This is a genomic window from Flavobacterium caeni (genome assembly GCF_900101895.1).
GTDB lineage: Bacteria > Bacteroidota > Bacteroidia > Flavobacteriales > Flavobacteriaceae > Flavobacterium > Flavobacterium caeni.
Genome location: NZ_FMVF01000002.1, coordinates 70719 through 90065 on the forward strand (window position 1 = coordinate 70719; position 19347 = coordinate 90065).

General features: G+C 49.9%; 17 protein-coding genes. 10 read left to right on the forward strand and 7 right to left on the reverse strand.

Translation table 11 applies throughout. The features are described 5' to 3' along the window. The first annotated feature begins 129 nt into the window (after positions 1-129). The 7 genes from BLP55_RS00330 to ftsY all read left to right on the forward strand — a co-directional run bounded on the left by BLP55_RS00330 (position 130) and on the right by ftsY (position 4950). Entirely contained in the window at positions 130-738 is a 609-nt protein-coding gene (locus BLP55_RS00330) for a fumarylacetoacetate hydrolase family protein (RefSeq protein WP_091139940.1), read from the forward strand. Then, complete coding sequence (locus tag BLP55_RS00335; RefSeq protein WP_091139944.1) at positions 738-1085, forward strand: Hpt domain-containing protein; 348 nt, start codon at positions 738-740, stop codon at positions 1083-1085. Before BLP55_RS00330 ends, BLP55_RS00335 begins: the two co-directional genes overlap by 1 nt. Positions 1086-1485: 400 nt before the next feature. Further along, positions 1486-2745: a CinA family nicotinamide mononucleotide deamidase-related protein gene (locus tag BLP55_RS00340; RefSeq protein ID WP_091139947.1), complete on the forward strand. Its 1260-nt coding sequence runs from the start codon at positions 1486-1488 to the stop codon at positions 2743-2745. Positions 2746-3034: 289 nt separating this feature from the next. After that, entirely contained in the window at positions 3035-3277 is a 243-nt protein-coding gene (gene rpmB, locus BLP55_RS00345) for a 50S ribosomal protein L28 (protein ID WP_091139951.1), read from the forward strand. 21 nt (positions 3278-3298) lie between these two features. Beyond that, positions 3299-3481: a 50S ribosomal protein L33 gene (gene rpmG / locus BLP55_RS00350; protein ID WP_091139954.1), complete on the forward strand. Its 183-nt coding sequence runs from the start codon at positions 3299-3301 to the stop codon at positions 3479-3481. A gap of 7 nt (positions 3482-3488) precedes the next feature. Next, the gene (locus BLP55_RS00355) at positions 3489-3644 is read left to right on the forward strand and encodes a DUF4295 domain-containing protein (RefSeq protein WP_091139957.1); all 156 of its coding nucleotides are present in this window, start codon (positions 3489-3491) and stop codon (positions 3642-3644) included. Positions 3645-3969: 325 nt separating this feature from the next. Next, complete coding sequence (gene ftsY / locus BLP55_RS00360) at positions 3970-4950, forward strand: signal recognition particle-docking protein FtsY (RefSeq protein WP_091140700.1); 981 nt, start codon at positions 3970-3972, stop codon at positions 4948-4950. 35 nt (positions 4951-4985) lie between these two features. On the opposite strand, the gene BLP55_RS00365 is transcribed toward ftsY, so the two are convergent. Next, positions 4986-6056 carry a serine hydrolase domain-containing protein gene (locus BLP55_RS00365; RefSeq protein WP_091139961.1) on the reverse strand — a complete coding sequence of 357 codons (1071 nt, stop codon included), beginning with the start codon at positions 6054-6056 and terminating at the stop codon, positions 4986-4988. A gap of 109 nt (positions 6057-6165) precedes the next feature. Here BLP55_RS00365 and BLP55_RS00370 point away from each other — a divergent pair, with 109 nt between their 5' ends. Both BLP55_RS00370 and BLP55_RS00375 read left to right on the forward strand, forming a co-directional pair. Next, positions 6166-6600, forward strand: coding sequence for a lipocalin family protein (locus BLP55_RS00370; RefSeq protein ID WP_091139963.1), 435 nt, complete (start codon positions 6166-6168; stop codon positions 6598-6600). Further along, positions 6581-6877 carry a DciA family protein gene (locus BLP55_RS00375; RefSeq protein ID WP_091139966.1) on the forward strand — a complete coding sequence of 99 codons (297 nt, stop codon included), beginning with the start codon at positions 6581-6583 and terminating at the stop codon, positions 6875-6877. Before BLP55_RS00370 ends, BLP55_RS00375 begins: the two co-directional genes overlap by 20 nt. 108 nt (positions 6878-6985) lie before the next feature. On the opposite strand, the gene BLP55_RS00380 is transcribed toward BLP55_RS00375, so the two are convergent. Together BLP55_RS00380 and bshC are read right to left on the reverse strand one after the other, a co-directional pair. Further along, entirely contained in the window at positions 6986-7405 is a 420-nt protein-coding gene (locus BLP55_RS00380) for a nucleoside-diphosphate kinase (RefSeq protein ID WP_091139970.1), read from the reverse strand. Positions 7406-7491: 86 nt separating this feature from the next. Then, a complete protein-coding gene (gene bshC, locus BLP55_RS00385) occupies positions 7492-9081 on the reverse strand; it encodes a bacillithiol biosynthesis cysteine-adding enzyme BshC (protein WP_091139974.1) in 1590 nt (529 codons plus the stop codon). A 111-nt stretch (positions 9082-9192) separates the two neighbouring features. Between bshC and BLP55_RS00390 the strand changes: the two genes are divergently transcribed. Further along, on the forward strand, positions 9193-11397 hold the full coding sequence (locus BLP55_RS00390) for a B12-binding domain-containing radical SAM protein (protein WP_091139977.1): 2205 nt from the start codon (positions 9193-9195) through the stop codon (positions 11395-11397). 287 nt (positions 11398-11684) lie between these two features. On the opposite strand, the gene BLP55_RS00395 is transcribed toward BLP55_RS00390, so the two are convergent. From BLP55_RS00395 to BLP55_RS00410, 4 genes are all read right to left on the reverse strand, one after another. Beyond that, positions 11685-14105, reverse strand: a complete 2421-nt coding sequence (locus tag BLP55_RS00395; RefSeq protein WP_091139980.1) for a DUF7619 domain-containing protein — start codon at positions 14103-14105, stop codon at positions 11685-11687. Between the two features lie 74 nt (positions 14106-14179). Continuing rightward, entirely contained in the window at positions 14180-16585 is a 2406-nt protein-coding gene (locus BLP55_RS00400; RefSeq protein WP_091139983.1) for a DUF7619 domain-containing protein, read from the reverse strand. Positions 16586-16613: 28 nt separating this feature from the next. Beyond that, positions 16614-17375 carry a LytR/AlgR family response regulator transcription factor gene (locus BLP55_RS00405; protein WP_091139986.1) on the reverse strand — a complete coding sequence of 254 codons (762 nt, stop codon included), beginning with the start codon at positions 17373-17375 and terminating at the stop codon, positions 16614-16616. Then, positions 17372-19321, reverse strand: coding sequence for a tetratricopeptide repeat-containing sensor histidine kinase (locus tag BLP55_RS00410; protein ID WP_091139989.1), 1950 nt, complete (start codon positions 19319-19321; stop codon positions 17372-17374). The genes BLP55_RS00405 and BLP55_RS00410 overlap by 4 nt, the downstream gene beginning before the upstream one ends. Positions 19322-19347: the final 26 nt, after the last annotated feature.

A 19347-nucleotide genomic window follows, 5' to 3' on the forward strand; every position in this document is an offset into this window, starting at 1 on the left:
CAAAGCCCTAGCCCTGATAGCAGTGGAAATCCTTTTTGTGTAGCGTAGCGGAACAAAAAGATTGCAACGAATAGCAGGTTCCCGGCTCCTAAAACTCGTTCGACTTTTGACTTTCGACTTTCGACTAAAATGAAAATCATCTGCATCGGCCGCAACTACGCCGCCCACATCGACGAACTCAAAAACCAGCGCCCCGACGAACCGGTCGTGTTCCTCAAACCCGATACGGCCATGCTCAAGGAATCGCCGTTTGTGATCCCTGAGTTTTCGCAGGACGTACACCACGAACTGGAGCTTATTGTCAAGATCAACCGCGTGGGCAAATACATCGACCAAAAGTTTGCGCACAAATACTGGGACGAGATTTCGGTGGGCATTGATTTTACCGCGCGCGACCTGCAACAAAAGCTCAAAGACAAAGGCTTGCCGTGGGAAAAAGCCAAGGCTTTTGACGGTTCGGCGGTGATTGGCGACTTTATATCGAAAAAAGTTTTTAGTTCGGTAGAAAGTGTTAATTTTGAACTTCGAAAAAATAATACCACAGTTCAAAAAGGTAATTCTGCCCAGATGTTGTGGAGCATAGACGAACTTATTTCGCATGTTTCGCAGTATTTCACGCTGAAAACCGGGGACATTATTTTTACCGGAACGCCGCAGGGGGTATCGCCAGTAGCCCCGAACGACGTCCTGGAGGGATATTTAGAGAATTACAAACTTTTTACAATTACAGTAAAATAATGGCCTTAAATTATAACCTTGCCAAGGTTTACGCGCTTTCGGACAATGATCCCGAGTTCGTGAACCAAATCATCTCCTTGTTTGTGACCGAAGTGCCGCTCGACCTGCTTCAGGTGAAGCTCGGCATCAAGACCAAAGACCATAAATTGGCTTATGCCTATGCCCATAAAATTAAACCCACGCTCGATTTGTTGGGAATGAACAACGCGTTCGAGGAAATCCTGCAAATCGAGGCCTGGACCAAGCGCGAAGGCAAACGCAAGGAAATCAATGATACGTTTGACAGCGTCGAATCGGCGGTTGAAAAAGCGGTCAAGGAGATCAAAAAAGATTTCAATTTACAATAGTGCGGGGTAGGGGCTTGTTTTTGCAGCCTTTCCAGCTTTAAATATTATAAAATCGTCTTCGGTTTCACTTTTTGAGAGGTGGGGTTGAAGGCGGTTTTTGTTTTTACGGTTTTTTACTTCGTACAGTTCGCCCTTCGGGCTGGGGTCTGCAACAGATGTATTTTTAAAAGTGGTAACTTGGTGCCAGGGAAGGGGGCATTGGAAGTATACCCCAACGAAATAAAATCGATACTTAGGTACACAAAATCTGCCGAAATTGTTAAAGTTTTCGCGCTTCGGATCTGCTGCATACCAAATCCAAGATCACGCCAAATTTCGCCGCAATACGAACGCCGATTAAACGGCAATTCCCTAATTTTACCACAATAAAAAATAACAATAAATAATAAACAATAATATTGTGCGCGCAGCCATCATTACCATCGGCGACGAAATCCTCATCGGCCAAATCCTAGACACCAACTCGGGTTACATCGCCAAGGCGTTGGACAAGATAGGCGTACAAACCGTAGAAATGGTTTCGATTTCGGACGATAAAACGCATATTTTAAATACTTTTTCAAAGTTTCAGGACCAAGTCGATTTGGTCATCGTCACCGGCGGGCTCGGCCCCACCAAGGACGACGTCACCAAAAAAACGTTCTGCGACTATTTCGACGATGAACTCGTCAGCGACCCAAAGGTTTTGGCGCACGTAGAAGATTTGTTCGAAAAGTTCACGGGCAAGCGCCAGCCGTTGCTGCAAACCAATATCGATCAGGCGCTGGTGCCGTCCAAGGCGACCGTTTTGTTCAACCATTTTGGCACCGCGCCGGGACTTTGGATGCAAAAAGACAATACCGTTTTCATGTCGCTTCCGGGCGTACCGTACGAAATGAAAGGGCTCATCGACCAGGAAATCATCCCCAAGATCGCGCGCGAATACAAACGGCCATACATTGTCCATAAAACCATTTTGACCTACGGCATGGGCGAAAGCCTGCTGGCCGATAAAATTGCCGGTTGGGAAAACAACCTTCCCGAATTCATCAAACTCGCCTACTTGCCAAGCCCCGGACGGGTGCGTTTGCGGTTGTCGGCGCGCGGCATGGACAAAGCCCTGATTGAAAAAACGATCGAACAAAAAGTACACGATCTCACGGCGATCATCGGCGACATCATCGTCGGGTTTGACGATTCAGAAACCATCGAAGTGATGCTCGGCAAACAACTCACGCAAAAAGGCAAAACCATCGCCACAGCCGAAAGTTGTACAGGCGGCAAGATCGCACAAGTGCTCACTTCGGTACCGGGTTCGTCCAAATACTACAAAGGCAGTATCGTCGCCTACCACAAGCAAATCAAGACCGAGATGTTGGGCGTTCGGCCAGAAACGATCGCGCAACACTCGGTGGTCTCGGCCCAGGTTGCAATAGAAATGGCGCAAAACGTAAAAAAAATACTCAACACCGACTATGGCATCGGTGTCACGGGCAACGCCGGCCCCACGACCGACGACACGCCCGAAGAAATCGGGGTGGTCTACATCGCGTTGGCCACGCCGCATGAAACCGTTGTAGAGCGCTTCAACTTTGGCCAGCCGCGCGAGAAGGTCATCGATCGCGCGGTTTCGAAAAGTTTTGAGATGTTGCAGAAAGAAGTGTTGAAGTTGAAAGACTAAAGACGAAAGACTAAAGACGAAAGACAAAGGACAAAGGACAAGAAATAAAGGGAGGAACAAAAGATTGAACGGCTAACCTCAGTCAGTTTTCAATAACTCGAAAAGTTCGGAGGTGCGAAATCGAAATCGGCTGAAATATAGTGGGTTGTTTGGGCGGTCCTTCGGTCTTTCGTCTTTCGTCTTTCGTCTTTTCAAATCCGACAAAAAAAATCCAAAATATTTTTTGCAGTAAGGTTTATTTTTCTTTTCTTTGCACCCTGATTTTGAATAACGATAAAAGAAAAGCACAATGTCAAGAGTTTGTGACCTTACAGGCAAAAGAGCGATGACCGGAAACAATGTTTCCCACGCGATGAATAAAACCAAGAGAAAATTCTCTGTGAATTTGGTTAAAAAGCGTTTCTATCTTCCTGAAGAAGGCAGATGGGTAACCTTGCGTGTGGCCGCTTCTACAATTAAAACGATCAACAAGAACGGGATTTCTGCTGTCTTGAAAAAAGCCGAGCAAGAAGGGTTTATCTCTTTGAAATAATCCGTCTAATTATATTACAAAATGGCAAAGAAAGGCAATAGAATCCAGGTGATTTTGGAGTGCACAGAGCACAAAGGGACTGGTCTTCCAGGAACTTCTCGTTACATCACGACCAAAAACAAAAAGAACACTCCAGACCGTATGGAGATCAAAAAATTCAACCCAATCTTGAAAAGGGTAACCGTTCACAAAGAGATTAAATAATTAAGTCATGGCAAAGAAAACCGTAGCAACCCTCCAGACATCATCTAAAAGATTGTCTAAAGTGATCAAGATGGTGAAATCACCAAAAACCGGCGCCTACACTTTCGTAGAAGGTATCATGGCTCCAGAATTGGCAGACGAATTCCTGAAGAAAACCAAATAATTCAGGCTTATCATACAACAAAAGCTACTTTCGATAGAGGGTAGCTTTTTTGTTTTATATACTTATATTTGTAGCTGTTCCGGCTGTACGCTGCAAGTCCTCGCTTTTCAGGCGCTTTTTGTAATATTCCCGCTGGCTTCCGTTGGTCGCCGCGGCAATCTTCAAAAAGCAAGCCTTCAAAACTGCGGGCTTTGCGCTGCCATCCGGGCTAGAATTTGAAAATTTGGAAATTTGAAAATTTGAAAATGAACTCGTTCTTAGGGAACATTTTCAAATGATTGAAAATCCAATTTTCAAATTTTCAAATTTTCAAATTTCCAAATTCATGTCATTTTTCAAAAGACTATTCTCCTCCGATAAAAAAGAAGCCAACTTCACCGAAGAAGCACGCGAAACGCTCGACAAAGGCCTCGAGCAAACCAAGACGAGTTTTTTTACCAAGCTCACCAAGGCCGTCGCCGGAAAATCAAAGGTCGACGACGACGTACTCGACAACCTCGAGGAAGTACTCGTCTCGTCCGACGTGGGCGTAGAAACCACGCTCAAGATCATCCAGCGCATCGAAAAACGCGTGGCCGAAGACAAATACCTCGGCACCGACGAACTCAACCGCATCCTGCGCGACGAGATTGCGGCCCTGCTCTCTGAGACCAACACCCATGTCGCGTCAGAATTCACCATTCCCGCCGACAAAAAACCGTATGTGATCATGGTGGTCGGTGTCAATGGCGTCGGCAAAACCACCACCATCGGCAAACTCGCCAACCAGTTCAAGAAAGCCGGCTATTCGGTCGTGCTCGGTGCCGCCGATACGTTTCGTGCTGCGGCCATCGACCAGTTGCAAATCTGGGCCGACCGCGTGGGCGTTCCCATAGTCAAGCAACAAATGGGCAGCGATCCCGCCTCGGTCGCATTCGATACCTTGCAATCGGCCGTGTCACAAAACGCCGATGTGGTCATCATAGACACCGCGGGTCGTTTGCACAACAAAGTCAACCTCATGAACGAGCTCACCAAGGTCAAACGTGTCATGCAAAAAGTCGTGGCCGATGCGCCGCACGATGTGATGTTGGTGCTCGACGGATCCACCGGCCAAAACGCGTTCGAACAGGCCAAACAGTTTACCGCGGCCACCGAAGTATCGGCGCTTGCCGTCACCAAACTCGACGGTACGGCCAAAGGCGGTGTGGTCATCGGCATCTCCGACCAATTCCAGATTCCCGTCAAATACATTGGCGTGGGCGAAGGCATCAACGATTTGCAGGTGTTCAACAAATACGAATTCGTCGACTCCTTCTTTAAATAAAAAATAGCAATAAATAATAGAGAATAATAGATGCGCTATTGGTACAGCGCATTTATTTTTTGCCACAACACCTCGTCAAAATCCGAAATCGCCGGATTCTGATCGTCGGCGGCATCGCCCATCCGGATCACGATCATTTTTCGCGACGGCACCACGTAGATCTTTTGGTCGTTCATGCCCAAAGCCATGTACATGTCGCCCGGCCCCGAAGGGATAATGCTGCCGGGGAATTCCAACTGCGATTGCGGCAAACGAAAACTCGACTCGCCGTTGATCCACCACAAATACCCGTACGATTCATTGATGTCTTGCGTTGGATGCGTGGCCGTTTCAAAGAAGCTGGCGTTTACGATTTGTTGCCCTTCCCATTGCCCGTTGTGCAGCGCGAGCAACCCGAAGCGTGCCATGCTGCGCGCGGTGCTCCAGTATATGCTCAAATCGCCGGTTTGGATCCAGGCGCCCGTCATGCCTATTTTGTTCTTGAGTTGCGTGCTGAAGTAGCTGTCCCAGGTTTGTCCGGTGGCTTCGGCCACCACATCCTGTAGTTTCACATAGACGTTGTCGTAGGCCCAGCGCGTTCCCGCAGCCGCGGCAAACGTCAAACAGTCGGGCGAAACGCAATCGTCGTTGCCCGCGTCCTGTAGCCCCGAGGTCATCGACAACAAATGCTTGATCTTGATCTGGTTTTCCTGTTCGGTGGTTGCGCTTGTCCATCCGTTGCCCAAATAGGCGTTTACAGGGTCGTCTACCGACAAAAAGCCTTGTTGTTGCGCGATGCCCGTGACGGTGGCGGTCAACGTTTTTCCCGCGCTGGCCCAATACCATGGCGAACTTGCCGTGTGGTCGCCAAAATAATGCTCGATGACGATACGCCCGTTTACGAGCACCATAAAACTTTTGGTGTGTTTCGATTCCAGGTAGTCGAGCAAAGGTTGTTTGGCTTGGTTGTTCCACTGCAGCGCATCGAGCGATCGGGTTTCCCAGGTGTTGCCCGAAAGCGGCGGGAAATAATCGGTTTCTGTAGGTGTGGTTGGCGTTGTCGGGGCATCTGATGAAGAAGAACAGCCCAACATCGACACGGCGATCAATACAAGCAAACGTTTCATGGCGGGATTTTTTGCGCGTTAGAGCCTAAAGATACGCAATAGTTTAACCGACGCTAAAAATAGTACCGATGGGTTGGCAGGTCGTCGGCAAAATGGCTAATTTTGCAACATGAAGAAATGGTTGTTTTTGTGTGTTGTCGGCGTGCTGGGTTCGTGCGGCAAAAAAGTCGAAATGGCCGATGTGCCCAAGATGAACGGCTATTGGGAGATCCAAAAAGTGGTCTTGCCCGATGGCAGCGAGAAAGACTACAAGATCAACCCCGTTTTCGATTATTTCGAAATCAAAGATGGTCGCGGCATCCGCAAGAAAGTCATGCCGCAATTCAACGGAAAATACCTCGTCAACGATTTGTCGGAAGCGGTCAAGGTCGTGGCCAAGGGCCAGAAAATTTACTTGGCTTATACCACGCCCTACGCCAAGTGGCAAGAAGAACTGGTGTCGCTCACCGATTCGACCATGGTTGTCGCCAACGAAGAAGAAAAAGAATACCACTATAAGAAAACAGCCGCACTCGATTTGACCCATGTCCAAAAAACTCCCTAACGACAGCCCTATTTCAGATGTGCTCAAGGCCATCATCGTCCAGAACAAGCTCCAGCCCGGTATGGACCGCGTGGCCGTGGCCGATGCCTGGAAGAACCTCATGGGCAATGGCGTCAACACCTACACCCGTGCCGTGGCGCTGAAAGGAAATACGTTGTATGTCGAGCTTACCTCGGCGGTTTTGCGCGAGGAGCTGAGTTACGGCAAGCAAAAAATCATCGCCATGATCAACGAAGAATTGGGTAGGGAAGTGGTGAAGGAAGTAATTCTCAGATAGCTTTAGGCTTTAAGCCGTAAGTTTAGGAAGATTTCGGAAATAAAAAAATCCCGGTTCGGATGAAACGGGATTTTTTATACGTTGAATGGCTTAAAGCCTATTGCAATATTAAAACTGCTCTCTTCCGGCAAAGTGGAAAGCGCCTTCGATGGCTGCATTCTCGTCGCTGTCAGAGCCGTGAACCGCGTTTTCACCAATCGATTTGGCATATTTCTTACGGATGGTTCCTTCGGCCGCGTCGGCAGGGTTGGTCGCACCGATGAGCGTACGGAACGCTTCGATCGCGTTTTCTTTCTCGAGGATGGCGGCAACGATTGGGCCACGTGACATGAACTCGACGAGTTCGCCGTAGAACGGACGTGCCGCGTGCACTTCATAAAATTTTTGCGCGTCTGCGACGGTCAATTGCGTCAATTTCATCGAAACGATCTTAAAGCCCGCTTCGGTAATCATGTTGATGATGCCTCCAATGTGACCGGCTTCTACCGCATCGGGTTTGATCATGGTGAATGTTCTGTTCGTTGCCATTTTTTGCTTTTTAAATTTCGAGTGCAAAAGTACGGCGAATAAACCGAATATGGAAATGAAATTAACGTCAATTTTAGACCGATGCGTTACAACACCAACACGTCGAATCGGTTTTCGAGCGGATCGAGCGCAGCAAGCAGATTTTGGATCAGCGCGTCGCCCGATTGCGCATAAAATTCCGCGAAGTTGACCTTGCGTTCTTGCAGTCCGCCGCCAGGAAAAAGTGACTCCTGTAGCAATGCGATGCGTTCGAGCTCGTCGGCATGCTTTCGTTTCTGGGCCTTGAGCAAACGTTTCTCTAAATTCTCGAGACCTTTGGTTTGCTTGGCCTGCTGCGCCTTGACCGCGCCCGAGAAAGAACGGTCGGTTTGTTCGGCGATGCGGTACAAATCGTCGAACTGTTTTTCGAGCGCCGTTTTGTGTGCCGTCAAATCGATCGGAAACTTAGAAAGTTCGTTGATTTTTTGGTTTGCCAGTTCCGATGGTTTGCGAAACAAATCCTGCCAGGTCAAACCCAGTCGGTTGGCTTTGTCGGCTTGTTTTTGCGTCGCCAGCAGTACCGAATTGCGCAATAACAAAATTGGAAACGTCACGTCGACCGATTTGAAAAACGATTGGAGTTCGAACCAATACGCGAGCTCGCCGCCGCCGCCAATGTAACACAGGTTGGGTAAAATGACTTCCTGGTACAACGGGCGCAGGATCACATTGGGGCTAAAATTCTCGGGCTTGGCATCCAATTCGGCCAGTATTTCGTCGCGGGTCCATCGGATCGAAGTATTGTTGACACGGTAGCCGTTTGCTTCAAAAACAATCCTTTCGCGCAAGTTGTCGCCAATGTAAAAAAGGTTGATCTCACGCGGGTTGACCTGTATCGCATAATCCTTCAAATCGTCGATGGTTTCCGATACTTTCGCGAATGACCTTTGCTCCAGCAGTTCGGTTTTGACATAAGGCGCGAACAACTGTTTGAGCGCAGGATCGTCGCCGTCGACAATCACCAATCCTTGCTCGCCGAACAATCGGTTGGCCAAATGGCGCGTCGCATCGGCCAGGTTGTCGTGCGACAGATAGGCATCGCTGAACCATTGGCGCAATGTATCGGCATTTTTACCCAGACCGAGTTCGTGCGCAAAAACCTCGTAAACATCCTGTAATCCATCGAGGTTCAAACGCCCTACGGGGCCGGTCGATTCGCGGTTCCAACGGAATTTCTTGCCGTTGCAGTTAAAATAGTTGATCTCCTCAAAATCGTGGTCCTCGGTGGCCATCCAATACACGGGTACAAAATGACAATCAGGATAGGCCAACTGGAGTTGTTTGGCCAGGTTGATGGCCGAAACGATTTTGTACAAAAAATACAGCGGCCCCGTAAACAGGTTCAATTGATGACCCGTCGTGACGGTGAATGTGTTTTCCTGCGCCAACGCGTCGATGTGGGTCTTTGTCTTGGCGCTTACGGTGAAATTCTTGTATTGATTATGTAGACTTTCAACCAAAACAATTCGGTGCGCCGGATTAAAATTTGGTTTCTTCTCTTCGATTTGCGCGCCAAAATTTTCAAGTGTCGGAAAGCGATTGTAAAAGGGGGCCAATTGCGGTTGGCGGTCCAGGTAATCGTTGATGATGGGCGTAAAGTAACCCGATTCCTGGTAGCTGATACAGTCGGTTGGCATGTTTGGCAGTTGAAAGTTCGTGTAAATTTACAAAAATTACCCCAGCTGTAGCGGGTTTAACAAAGGCTTGGCATTTTCGGCGTTGTGGATGAATATGATTACTTTTGCCCCATGCAACCAACCCGAACCAAAGCATTACTGATCACGCCACCGTTTACGCAGCTCAATACGCCGTATCCGGCAACGGCCTATCTGAAAGGCTTCCTGAACACCAAAGGGATTGCATCGGTGCAAGCCGATTTAGGGATCGAAGTCATTCTCGCGGTGTTCTCGAAACAGGGTTTGATCGATTTGTTTGCACATATCGAAGCGAAACAAGAGTTGTGGTCGGCCAATGCACAGCGCATCCTTGCGTTGCAGTCGCACTATATTGCGACCATCGATTCGGTCATCGCCTTTTTACAAGGCAAGAACCCGACCTTGGCCTTACAGATTTGCCAAGAAGATTTCCTGCCCGAAGCTTCACGTTTTGCGCAACTCGAAGAACTGGACTGGGCGTTCGGCGCGATGGGAACGCATGACAAGGCCAAACATTTGGCGACGCTGTATTTGGAAGATCTTTCAGATTTGATCGTTGAATGTGTAGACGACCATTTCGGGTTCAGCCGTTATGCCGAGCGATTGGGGCGCAGTGCGAATTCGTTCGATGAATTGTACGAGGCATTGCAACAGCCCGCGACCTATATCGACGAGATTCTTTTCAAAATATTGGATGCCCGTCTCGATCGGGTCGCGCCCGATTTGGTGTTGGTCTCGGTGCCGTTCCCGGGCAATTTGTATGCGGCGTTCCGTTGTGCGCAGCGTACCAAACAACGTGACCCGAAAATAAAAGTGACCATGGGCGGCGGTTTTCCCAATACCGAGTTGCGTTCGCTTTCCGATGCCCGCGTGTTTGCGTTTTTCGATTTTATTACGCTCGATGACGGCGAAGCGCCCGTGGAGCTTTTGATCGAACACCTCGAAGGGCAACGTGACGTCACCGCGCTCAAACGCACATTTGCACTGATCGACGGCCAGGTGGTGTACACAAACAACGCGCAGTGCAAAGATTATAAACAAAGCGAAGTCGGCACACCCGATTATTCCGATTTGCCACTCGACCAATACATTTCGGTCATCGAAATCGTCAACCCGATGCACCGCATGTGGAGCGACGGCCGCTGGAACAAACTGACGATGGCGCACGGCTGTTATTGGGGTAAATGTACGTTTTGCGACATCTCGCTCGACTATATCAAAATTTACGAACCGGTGGCTGCCAACCTGTTGTGCGACCGCATGGAGGAACTGATCGCGCAAACCGGCCAGAACGGATTCCACTTTGTCGACGAAGCCGCACCGCCTGCATTGATGCGCGCGTTGGCGCTCGAAATCCTCAAACGCAAACTCACCGTGACGTGGTGGACCAACATTCGGTTCGAGAAGAGTTTTTCACGCGATTTATGCCTGTTGCTCAAGGCGTCGGGCTGCATTGCGGTTTCAGGTGGATTGGAAGTGGCGTCGGACCGTTTACTCGCGCTCATCGACAAAGGCGTGACGGTGGAACAAGTGGCGCGTGTAACCCGCAATTTTACCGAATCGGGCATCATGGTGCATGCCTACCTGATGTACGGCTATCCGACGCAGACGGTACAGGAAACCGTCGACAGCCTCGAGATGGTGCGGCAGATGTTCGAAGCCGGCATCCTGCAATCGGGGTTTTGGCACCAGTTCGCGCTTACGGCGCACAGCCCGGTGGGGTTGGAACCCGAGAAATTCGGCGTGGTCAAGGATTCGGATATCATTGGGTCGTTCGCCAACAACGACATCGCATTCAAGGACAAAACGGGTATCGACCATGACCGCTTTAGTTTTGGGCTCAAGAAATCGCTGTTCAATTACATGCATGGTATTTGTTTCGATTTTGCGTTGCAGGATTGGTTCGATTTCAAGATTCCGAAAACCAAGATCAGTCCCGATTTTATTGCCGACGCCCTGCATGCCGATACTGACCTGTTGGTCAAGCCGACGGCAAAAATCATCTGGCTTGGCGGTAACCCATCGGTCGAAACTTTTACGAAAACCAAAAAAGGCAACAGTTGGGAGATGCTGGCGCTGACGTTTCACGACAAGCGCGAAACATTCACGATCCAAGTCGGCCAACAAGAAGGCGAGTGGTTACTTCAAATGCTCAAAGGGCTTTCTGTGGCCAACGCCAAGGTGCAGACGTTCCAACAAATTAAGTCCGATTTTGAACAAACGCTGGACGATTTCGAGCTGTTTTGGTTTTCCAAACCGATGCAGACTTTGCGCGAATCAGGTTTGCTGGTGCTTTAGGAGTATGCGTTGGTGTCAACGGTTGTCTGGGTTCGCGCCTGAGTTAAGATTTGGACGTCGCGGTTCCACTAAACTTTAACAAAATCGGCAGATTATCTGTACCAAAGTGCCAGGACTATTGCTTAGGGATAAACCCTATGCCCCTTCCCTATAGTGAAAAAATACGATTTTTTTCGATACAGCACCTGCAGAAAAACTGTAAACCACAAAATTTTATCGGCTGTATTTCCCGCAAAAAAAAACGCCGACCTCTCGACCGACGCTTTGGGTAGCAGAAGCTTTGTGATTTATTCTTTGACCAATTTTACCACTGCACTTCCTTTTTGTGTTGTCACGCGAATCAAGTAGATGCCGGCCGCGCGCTGCGAGAGATCGATGCGGCTGGTTTTGCCGTCGCCTCCTTTATATTGAAGAATACGCCCCTGAACGTCAAACAATTCGATGGATTCGATGGTGGAATCGGCCTTGAGATCGGCCCATTCCCGTGTAGGATTCGGATAAACCAAAACGCTATCATCAACCGCAAACCCATGACGGCTTAACAACGCAAAAGTTGTCCTGGCCTCGTTGGTCTCGATCGGATGGTTGTAATCGAAATAAATGTTGGCCGTGTTGGTCACCATGTCGCCAACCTGCAACGTTTGCAACGTCTTGATCTTGAACAGCACATTGCCATGACCGCCTATGGCATTGGTAGCAGACGGTGGCAAATTGATGTTTTCGAAGATGAACTCGACAATGTTGCCACGTAAGATGATCTGCACCGGATGCGAGCTGTTGAGTACTTGCAGCGAACTAAGGTCGAACATTTCCGGGTCGATCACATCCTCGACCACCACATTGATCGCATCAGAAGTCCCGGTATTCTCGAAATTGATGTTGTAGCGCAGATAGTTCCCGATTTCGGCCACGTCCATATAATCGCCTTCGAGACAGGTCTTGTCGTTCGGGTCATAAGAATTGACCACTTCCTGCTCGAGGTTGCAGATGTTGTCCAACGGTGACTCATCGAGACCTGGCGTGGCTACCACCTGCGCAACAAAATCCAATACATCGCCGGCATTTACCGGAGGCGTGTCGGCAGGAGTATTGGTGCGCAGCGTCACGATGATCTCACGGCTTTCAAAAGGCATGATGTTCGTAAAGTTAAAGCCAAGCGAATTGGGCAATTGCGTATCGGGTGCCACAGTCGAACTGATGTATTGCAGTTCCGGATGGCTGAACTGGAATGACGCCAATCCCGACAATGTTTGGTTGCCCTTGTTCTTGTAGATGATCTTGTAGCGCGTTTCGAACCCTGGTCTGGGTTGGCCGAGTGCCGCAATGGCGATTTCCAGATCCGGGTGTACGCCGTTGGCCGAGATACAGAAATCCTGTACCGAGACGCTGTTGTCAACCAAAGGGAAATGGATCGTGGCGTTGGCCGGCGTGAAGTTGAAAAAGGCCGCATTTTCTACATCGGGCGCCAAAGTAAAGGTTCCGGCTTGGGTCAGAAACGAATAATTTCCAGCGCTGTTGGTAAACGTGGCACCGGTTTGATCGCCGTCATCGATTGCGATCTTGATGAAGGACTGGTGCGCATCCGAAGCATCACAGCCATTGTCGTCTGCGTCGAACGTAATGGTTCCTGAAATCGTGTTGTAATCGCCACCCGGGGTGAACGTACAATACGAATTGACCACGGTCGTAGCCAGCCCGGCATCGGCCAAAGACGCCGCAATCGCATCGATTTGCACGTCGTCGGCGCAAATGTATTGCAGCGAATTGCCCGTAAAGATATGCCCTTGGTCAATATTGTTTTCGATCGCCCCGTTTTTAATGTACAGCGTTTGCATGCCGTTCGAAAACGTATACAAATCGACCAGCAACGGATTGTTGCTGCAATCCAGTGTCGTCAGGTTATTGCCGGGCAGGTATAGCAATTTGAGATTGGTCAACGTGGATACGTCGATCGTACCAAGGTTGTTCCAGCCTGCCCTGAACTTTTCGAGCTGGGTGAGCATCGTTACGTCCATCACGCCAACCGGATTGCCCGTGGTGTCGAGTTCGCGGAGCAACGGACAATTCGAGAAATCGAGCAGCCCAATGGTGTTGATTCCGCAGTCGAGATAGTACAACGCGGTCGAGCCGGTCAGGTCTAACGCAGTCAATGCATTGCCCCGGCAACTCAGCCTGCCCAAATTGGGAAGATTCGTGACATCGAGCGCACTGATCTGGTTGCCGAAACAATTGATTCCATTCATGAGCACATTCTGGGAAACATCCAGCGCCGTCAGTTGATTGTTGCCGCATTCGAGCCAGTCGAGCGCGGGCAAGGCTGTCACATCGAGCGCGGTCAAGGCGTTGCCGTTGACGTTCAGATAGCGCAGGAACTGCAGGCCGCCCACATTGATTGCCGTCAGGTTGTTGGTGTTGGCATTCAAGCTGCGCATATTGGTAAAGTTTTGTATGCCCTGCAAGTCGCTGATGCCACGCATTTTCAGGTTGAGCGTGTATACCGCATCGGCTTCGCTCTGTTCGATCTCGCCGCTGGCATTGGCATCGACGGTCATCGGCAGGTAGTCAAAACCGATGGCAACAGCTTCATACTGATCATCCGATGCACTGGCGGCGAGTACGGCAGATTTGAACGCCGGATCGGGGATATTGACTATTTGCGCGTTGACCGGCCCGGCCACCAGCAGCAATAAAAGCACTATCTTTTTCATTTGGATTGGTTTTTTCCGTCCCACAAATTCCCAAAAAGGGCATTGCGTTTCGGTGGGTTAATTGTGGTCTTGACTTATTCCTTTATGATTTGCTCCACCTTGATTCCGTCTGCAGTCGTAATCTTGAGGAAATAAATGCCACTGGATCGGGCTGAAATATCCAATGTGGCTGTGTTTTTATTTTCGATGGAGGTTTGTAAAATGCGCCCCTGCACATCAAAAACAGCAATGCTCTGGATGTTGCTTTTTGCCTTTACCCAAACGGACCGTCTGGCCGGATTCGGATAGACCTTCACGCTCGCATCGGTTTTGAATTCGCTGCGCCTGAGTGTTTGGAATGTCGTGCGCGCTTCGTTGGTCTCGATCGGATGGTTGTAATCGAAATAAATATTGGCCGTATTGCTCACCTGATCGCCCGCCTGCAGTGTCGGCAAGGTCTTGATCTTGAACAGTACGTTGCCGTGCCCGCCGATAGGATTGACGATGCTGGGTGGCAGGTTGATGCCTTCGAAAATGAACTCGACGATGTTGCCGTTGAGGCGCGTGTATACAGCATGCGACGCATACATGATTTGCAAAGTGGCCAAATCGAACTGCGTCGTATCGATGACGTCCTTGACCACCACATTGACCGCGTCGGCGGTGCCGATGTTCTCAAAGTTGATGTTGTAATGCAGGTATTCGCCGATCAATTCGGTCGTTACCGTATCGCCTTCGAGACAGGTTTTGGTGTTCGGATCGAGCGAATTGACCACCATTTGGTCGAAATCAAAATAGTTGTCGTACGGCGTCGGGTCGTCCGACAGGAAATTCATCCCGGCCGTAAACGAAAGGACATCGCCATCGTTCACGGGCGGTTCATCGGTAGGTCCGTTGACGGCCAGCCAAAAGTTAATCGCACGCGTCTCAAACGGCAACAAGTTGTTGTAATCCCACATCAGCAGGTTGTCGGTTTGCGAAGCGGTAGGCGCGCTCGCCGAAACAAAGTCGAGCCTGTCGCCTTCGAAGGCCACGGTAATTTGTCCCGTCATGGTTTGGTTGCCCTTGTTGCGGAACACGAGTTGGTAGTGCGCGTCAAATCCCGCCCGCGCGCCAACGAGTGGCAAAAGCACAATTTCCATATCGGGATGAAAGCCGTTGGCGGTAAGGCAAAAATCGCGAACCAGCGTCGTGTTGTCCAGCAAAGGGAAATCGGCCGTTTGTGAAACTGGGGTGATGTGAAAATAATCGGGATGTTCCATTTGCGGCGTCACGGTATGGTTGCCCGCGCCCACATAAAAGGAATAGTTGCCCGCCCCGTTGATGTATGTCGCCCCCGATGCCGCCCCCGACAAATTCACGCGCAAATAGTCGGCTTTGATGTCCTGTGCGTCGCAGCCGTCGTTGTCCGAATCATAGCTGATGTGGCCCGTGATCGTATTGTAATCGCCGCCGGGCGTAAACGAGCAGTAGGAGGTAACCACCACATTCGGGTTGGCGTCGGCGTTGGCTTCGGCTTGTACGGGCGCCAATTGCGTTTCGTCTGCGCAAATGAATTCAAGCGCTGTGGCATTGGTCAGCGTCAGCGTTTCGTTGGCACCATTTTTCATGAACAGCGTCGTCAGTTGCGGGCCGCCACAGCTCAATGAGGTAAGCAACGATTGGTTCGAGACATCAACGCTTGTGATCGGATTCGAACTGCAACCCAAGGTAGTCAGCAAAGGCAGCATCGTAACGTCGATGCTCGAGATCTGATTCGAGCCTACATGTAAAGTCGTCAAGGCAGGACTGCCCGAAACATCAATCGACGTCAACGAATTGATCGGTACCCGCAAATAGTCGAGCGCCGGCGTATTGGCCACGTTAATCGACGTCAGGCTGCACTGCTGGCACTGGATGTTTTCTACCGCCGGATTGTTGCTGAAATCCAATGTGCCGAGCGGCGTAAAACTTCCGTTGAACCGTTCCAGGGCCGTCAAGTCCGACAAGTCGACCGATGTGATTTGCGTCACTTCAATGTCGAGGTTGGTCAACTGTGTCAACCCCGATACGTTTACAGATGGGATGGGGTTGTTATAGATCGAAGCATACCGCAAATTGGGACACTGGCTCAAATCCATCGGGTTTGTGATGGCGTTGTGCGAACACATAAGCGTTATCAACTGTGGCATGGTCGTTACGTCCAGATACGGGAAGTTGTTGTCTTGGGCGTGCAGTATCTTGAGCCCAGTAAAGTATTCGATACCGGTCAGGTCTTCGATATTCAGATGTGCGATATACAGCGCTGTGATCACCGCGGCTTCGGCCACTTCGATTTCTCCGTTGGCGTTGGTGTCTATCGTACAATAGACATTATTCGCTAACGGGTTGGCCACATTCTTGGCGATGTTCAACGACGGATTCGCCGCCAGCAAAAGTGCCTTGAACACCGGATCGGGAATGTTGATGATTTGCGCCTGCGCGGCGATCGAAAACAACAAAAAGAATAGTATTTTTTTCATCGGGTTTGTTTTGTAATGGTCGGTTTTATCAAAGCGAACGGATCAAATCCTGCAACCGTTCTTTTTTGCGTTGCGAAATAGGAAGGTTGGTGTTGTCGGCCATAATCACATAACCGCCGTCGTTCTTGATGTACGATTTGAGGTAGGCCAGGTTGATCAAATGCGACTGATGGATACGCTCAAAGCCATGTTCGCCCAGTAATTCTTCGTATTCTTTCAAGGTTTTTGAAATCAAAAGCGGCTTGTGGTTCTTGATAAAGAATTGCGTGTAATTGTCGCGCGCCTCGCAACGGATGATGTCGGCAATCTCAAACAAATGGATGCCGTCCGAAGTCGACAACGCGATGCGCTTGAAATGGTCTACTTTTTTGCGGATGTTTTCCAAAAGCAAATCGATGTGCTCAAACGAATGTTGTTTCTCAAGCGTCACCTTGATTTTGCCGATGCATTTCTGCAATTCCTCGGGATCGACGGGCTTGAGCAAAAAATCGAGCGCGCTAAACCGGAACGCCTTGAGCGCGTATTGTTCGTGCGCAGTGATGAACACCACATGGGCGTTGATCTTGCCATGCCGGTTCGAGATTTCTTCGAGCATGTCGAATCCGGTGCCGTCGCTAAGGTGGATGTCGAGAAACACCACTTGTGGCTTGTATTTTTCGAACGCAACGATGCCGGTCTTGACGCTTTCGGCCTCGCCAATGATCGCCATTTCAAGGGCATAGCGTTCCAACAGGCTTTTCATGCCTTTGCGCAAATGTTTGTCGTCGTCGATGAGTAATGCGGTTATCATATCCTGGGTTTGGTGTCTGCGGTGTATTGGATGGGCAAAAGGATCACGGCCTTGGTGCCCGATGTTTGGTTGTCGGCATTCTTGATTTCTTCGATGGTAACCTGCGCCGATTGCGATGTTGTGGCTTCCATCATTTCCAGACGTTTTTTGGTGATGTCGAGCGCCATCGATTGGTGCGCCGTGACCGAATTTTCCTTTAACGTCTTCGAAGTCTGGTAGCCGATGCCATCGTCGGTGATCGTGCAAACGAGCTGGTTGTTGCGCACGTCGAACCGCACGTCGATTGAGCCGTTGCCTTCTTTGGGCACCATGCCGTGCAGGATTGCATTTTCTACAAACGGCTGGATCAAAAGCGGCGGCAGCGCCATGTCGTCTTCGATGTCGGGGCTGGCCGTGATCGTAAAGTCGAATTTTTTGTTGAAACGCAGCTGTTCGAGTTCGAGGTAGTTTTGCAAGGCTTCGATTTCCTTGTCGATCGGAATCAGCGAACCTTTCGAATACTCGAGCGTCAGTCGCATCAGTTTAGAAAATTTCGACAGGTATTTGATGGCCGAATCGGTACCGTTCTGTACGATGAAACTCGAAATCGACCCCAGGCAATTGAACACAAAATGCGGATTCATCTGCAGGTGCAACGCCTTTTGCTCGTATTCGGCCACCTCTTTTTGCAACGTCAGCCGTCGCTTGATTTGCAGCCGGTTGTAGGTCACGAACACCAACGTGAGCAGCAACAATCCGCCGATGATCAAGAACAGCAAGAACTGCTGATGGCGTTTGGTTTGCTCGCGCAGCAGCGCTTCCTTTTTGTCGTATTCGAAGTCCATTTCGGCGCGCACGAATTTCTTGGCGTTTTCATTGTTTTCCAGACTGTCCTTTACCGCGATGTATTGTTTGTAATGGGCAAACGCCCGGGTTTGGTCGCCCGTTTGGGTGTAGATGTCGCTGAGCAATTTCTCGGACTCCTTGATTTGGTCGAGCGTTCCCATTTGTCGTGCCAAGTCAAGCGATTGCGTGGCCGCCAAAAGCGCATCGGCCCATCGGTTATGCTGGTAGTGCAACAATCCCACTTGGTATTGTACGAGCGCCGTCCCGAATTGGTTCCCCAGCGCTGTGTACATTTTTTGCGAATGGTCGTAATGCACCAGCGCCTTTTCGACATCTTTTTGTTTGCGGTAGTAGTCGCCCAGGTAGGAGTGGAGCAGCGCCTCGCCGCGTTTGTTGGCGTTCGACGCAAATTGCTTTTCGGCTTTTCGGTAGTATTCGAGCGCCCTGACATCGTTCCCGATTTCGAAATGGATGGCACCGATGTTGGTCAACGTAACCGGCGCACTTTGCTCACCGATTTGGGTTTGTATCGCATAGGCTTTCTCCAGATAGGAAAGCGCTTGCTGCAAATGCCCTTCCGATTTGTACACCACCGCGATGTTGTTGTAGGCCTTTGAAACGCCTTGCTTTTGCCCGATTTCCTGGTACATTTTGAGCGCCTTGAAGTATTGTTCGAGCGCTTTCGGATAGTTGTTTTGCTCAGAATATACCACCCCGGCGCTGGCCAGGGCACGTGCCATCCCGCCTTTGACGACGCTTGGGTTGCCCGTAGTTTCCATCGCCGATTCGAATTGTTTTTGTGCCGACAGAAAATAGCGCAAAGCCGTCGGGTAATCGCTCAGGATGATGTGTGCGTTGCCCAGATTGAGGTGGGCGTGCGCGATACCCAAGAAGTATTTTTTTTGTTGGGCCAGGGCCAATGCTTTACCGGCATAGGTTTGCGCTGAATCGACGTTGGTTTCGCGGAACTGATACGCCAATGCGTTGTACAGGTTCACTTTGGCCGTATCGATCCGGGTAACGGCCAGTACGCGTTTGAGGCTGTCCACTTCGGTTTGTTGCGACCAGGCGGACCATCCTACGGCAAAAAACAAGATCGCGAGAAAGTACTGTTTCGACATATCGATTGGTTATCGGTACAAATATA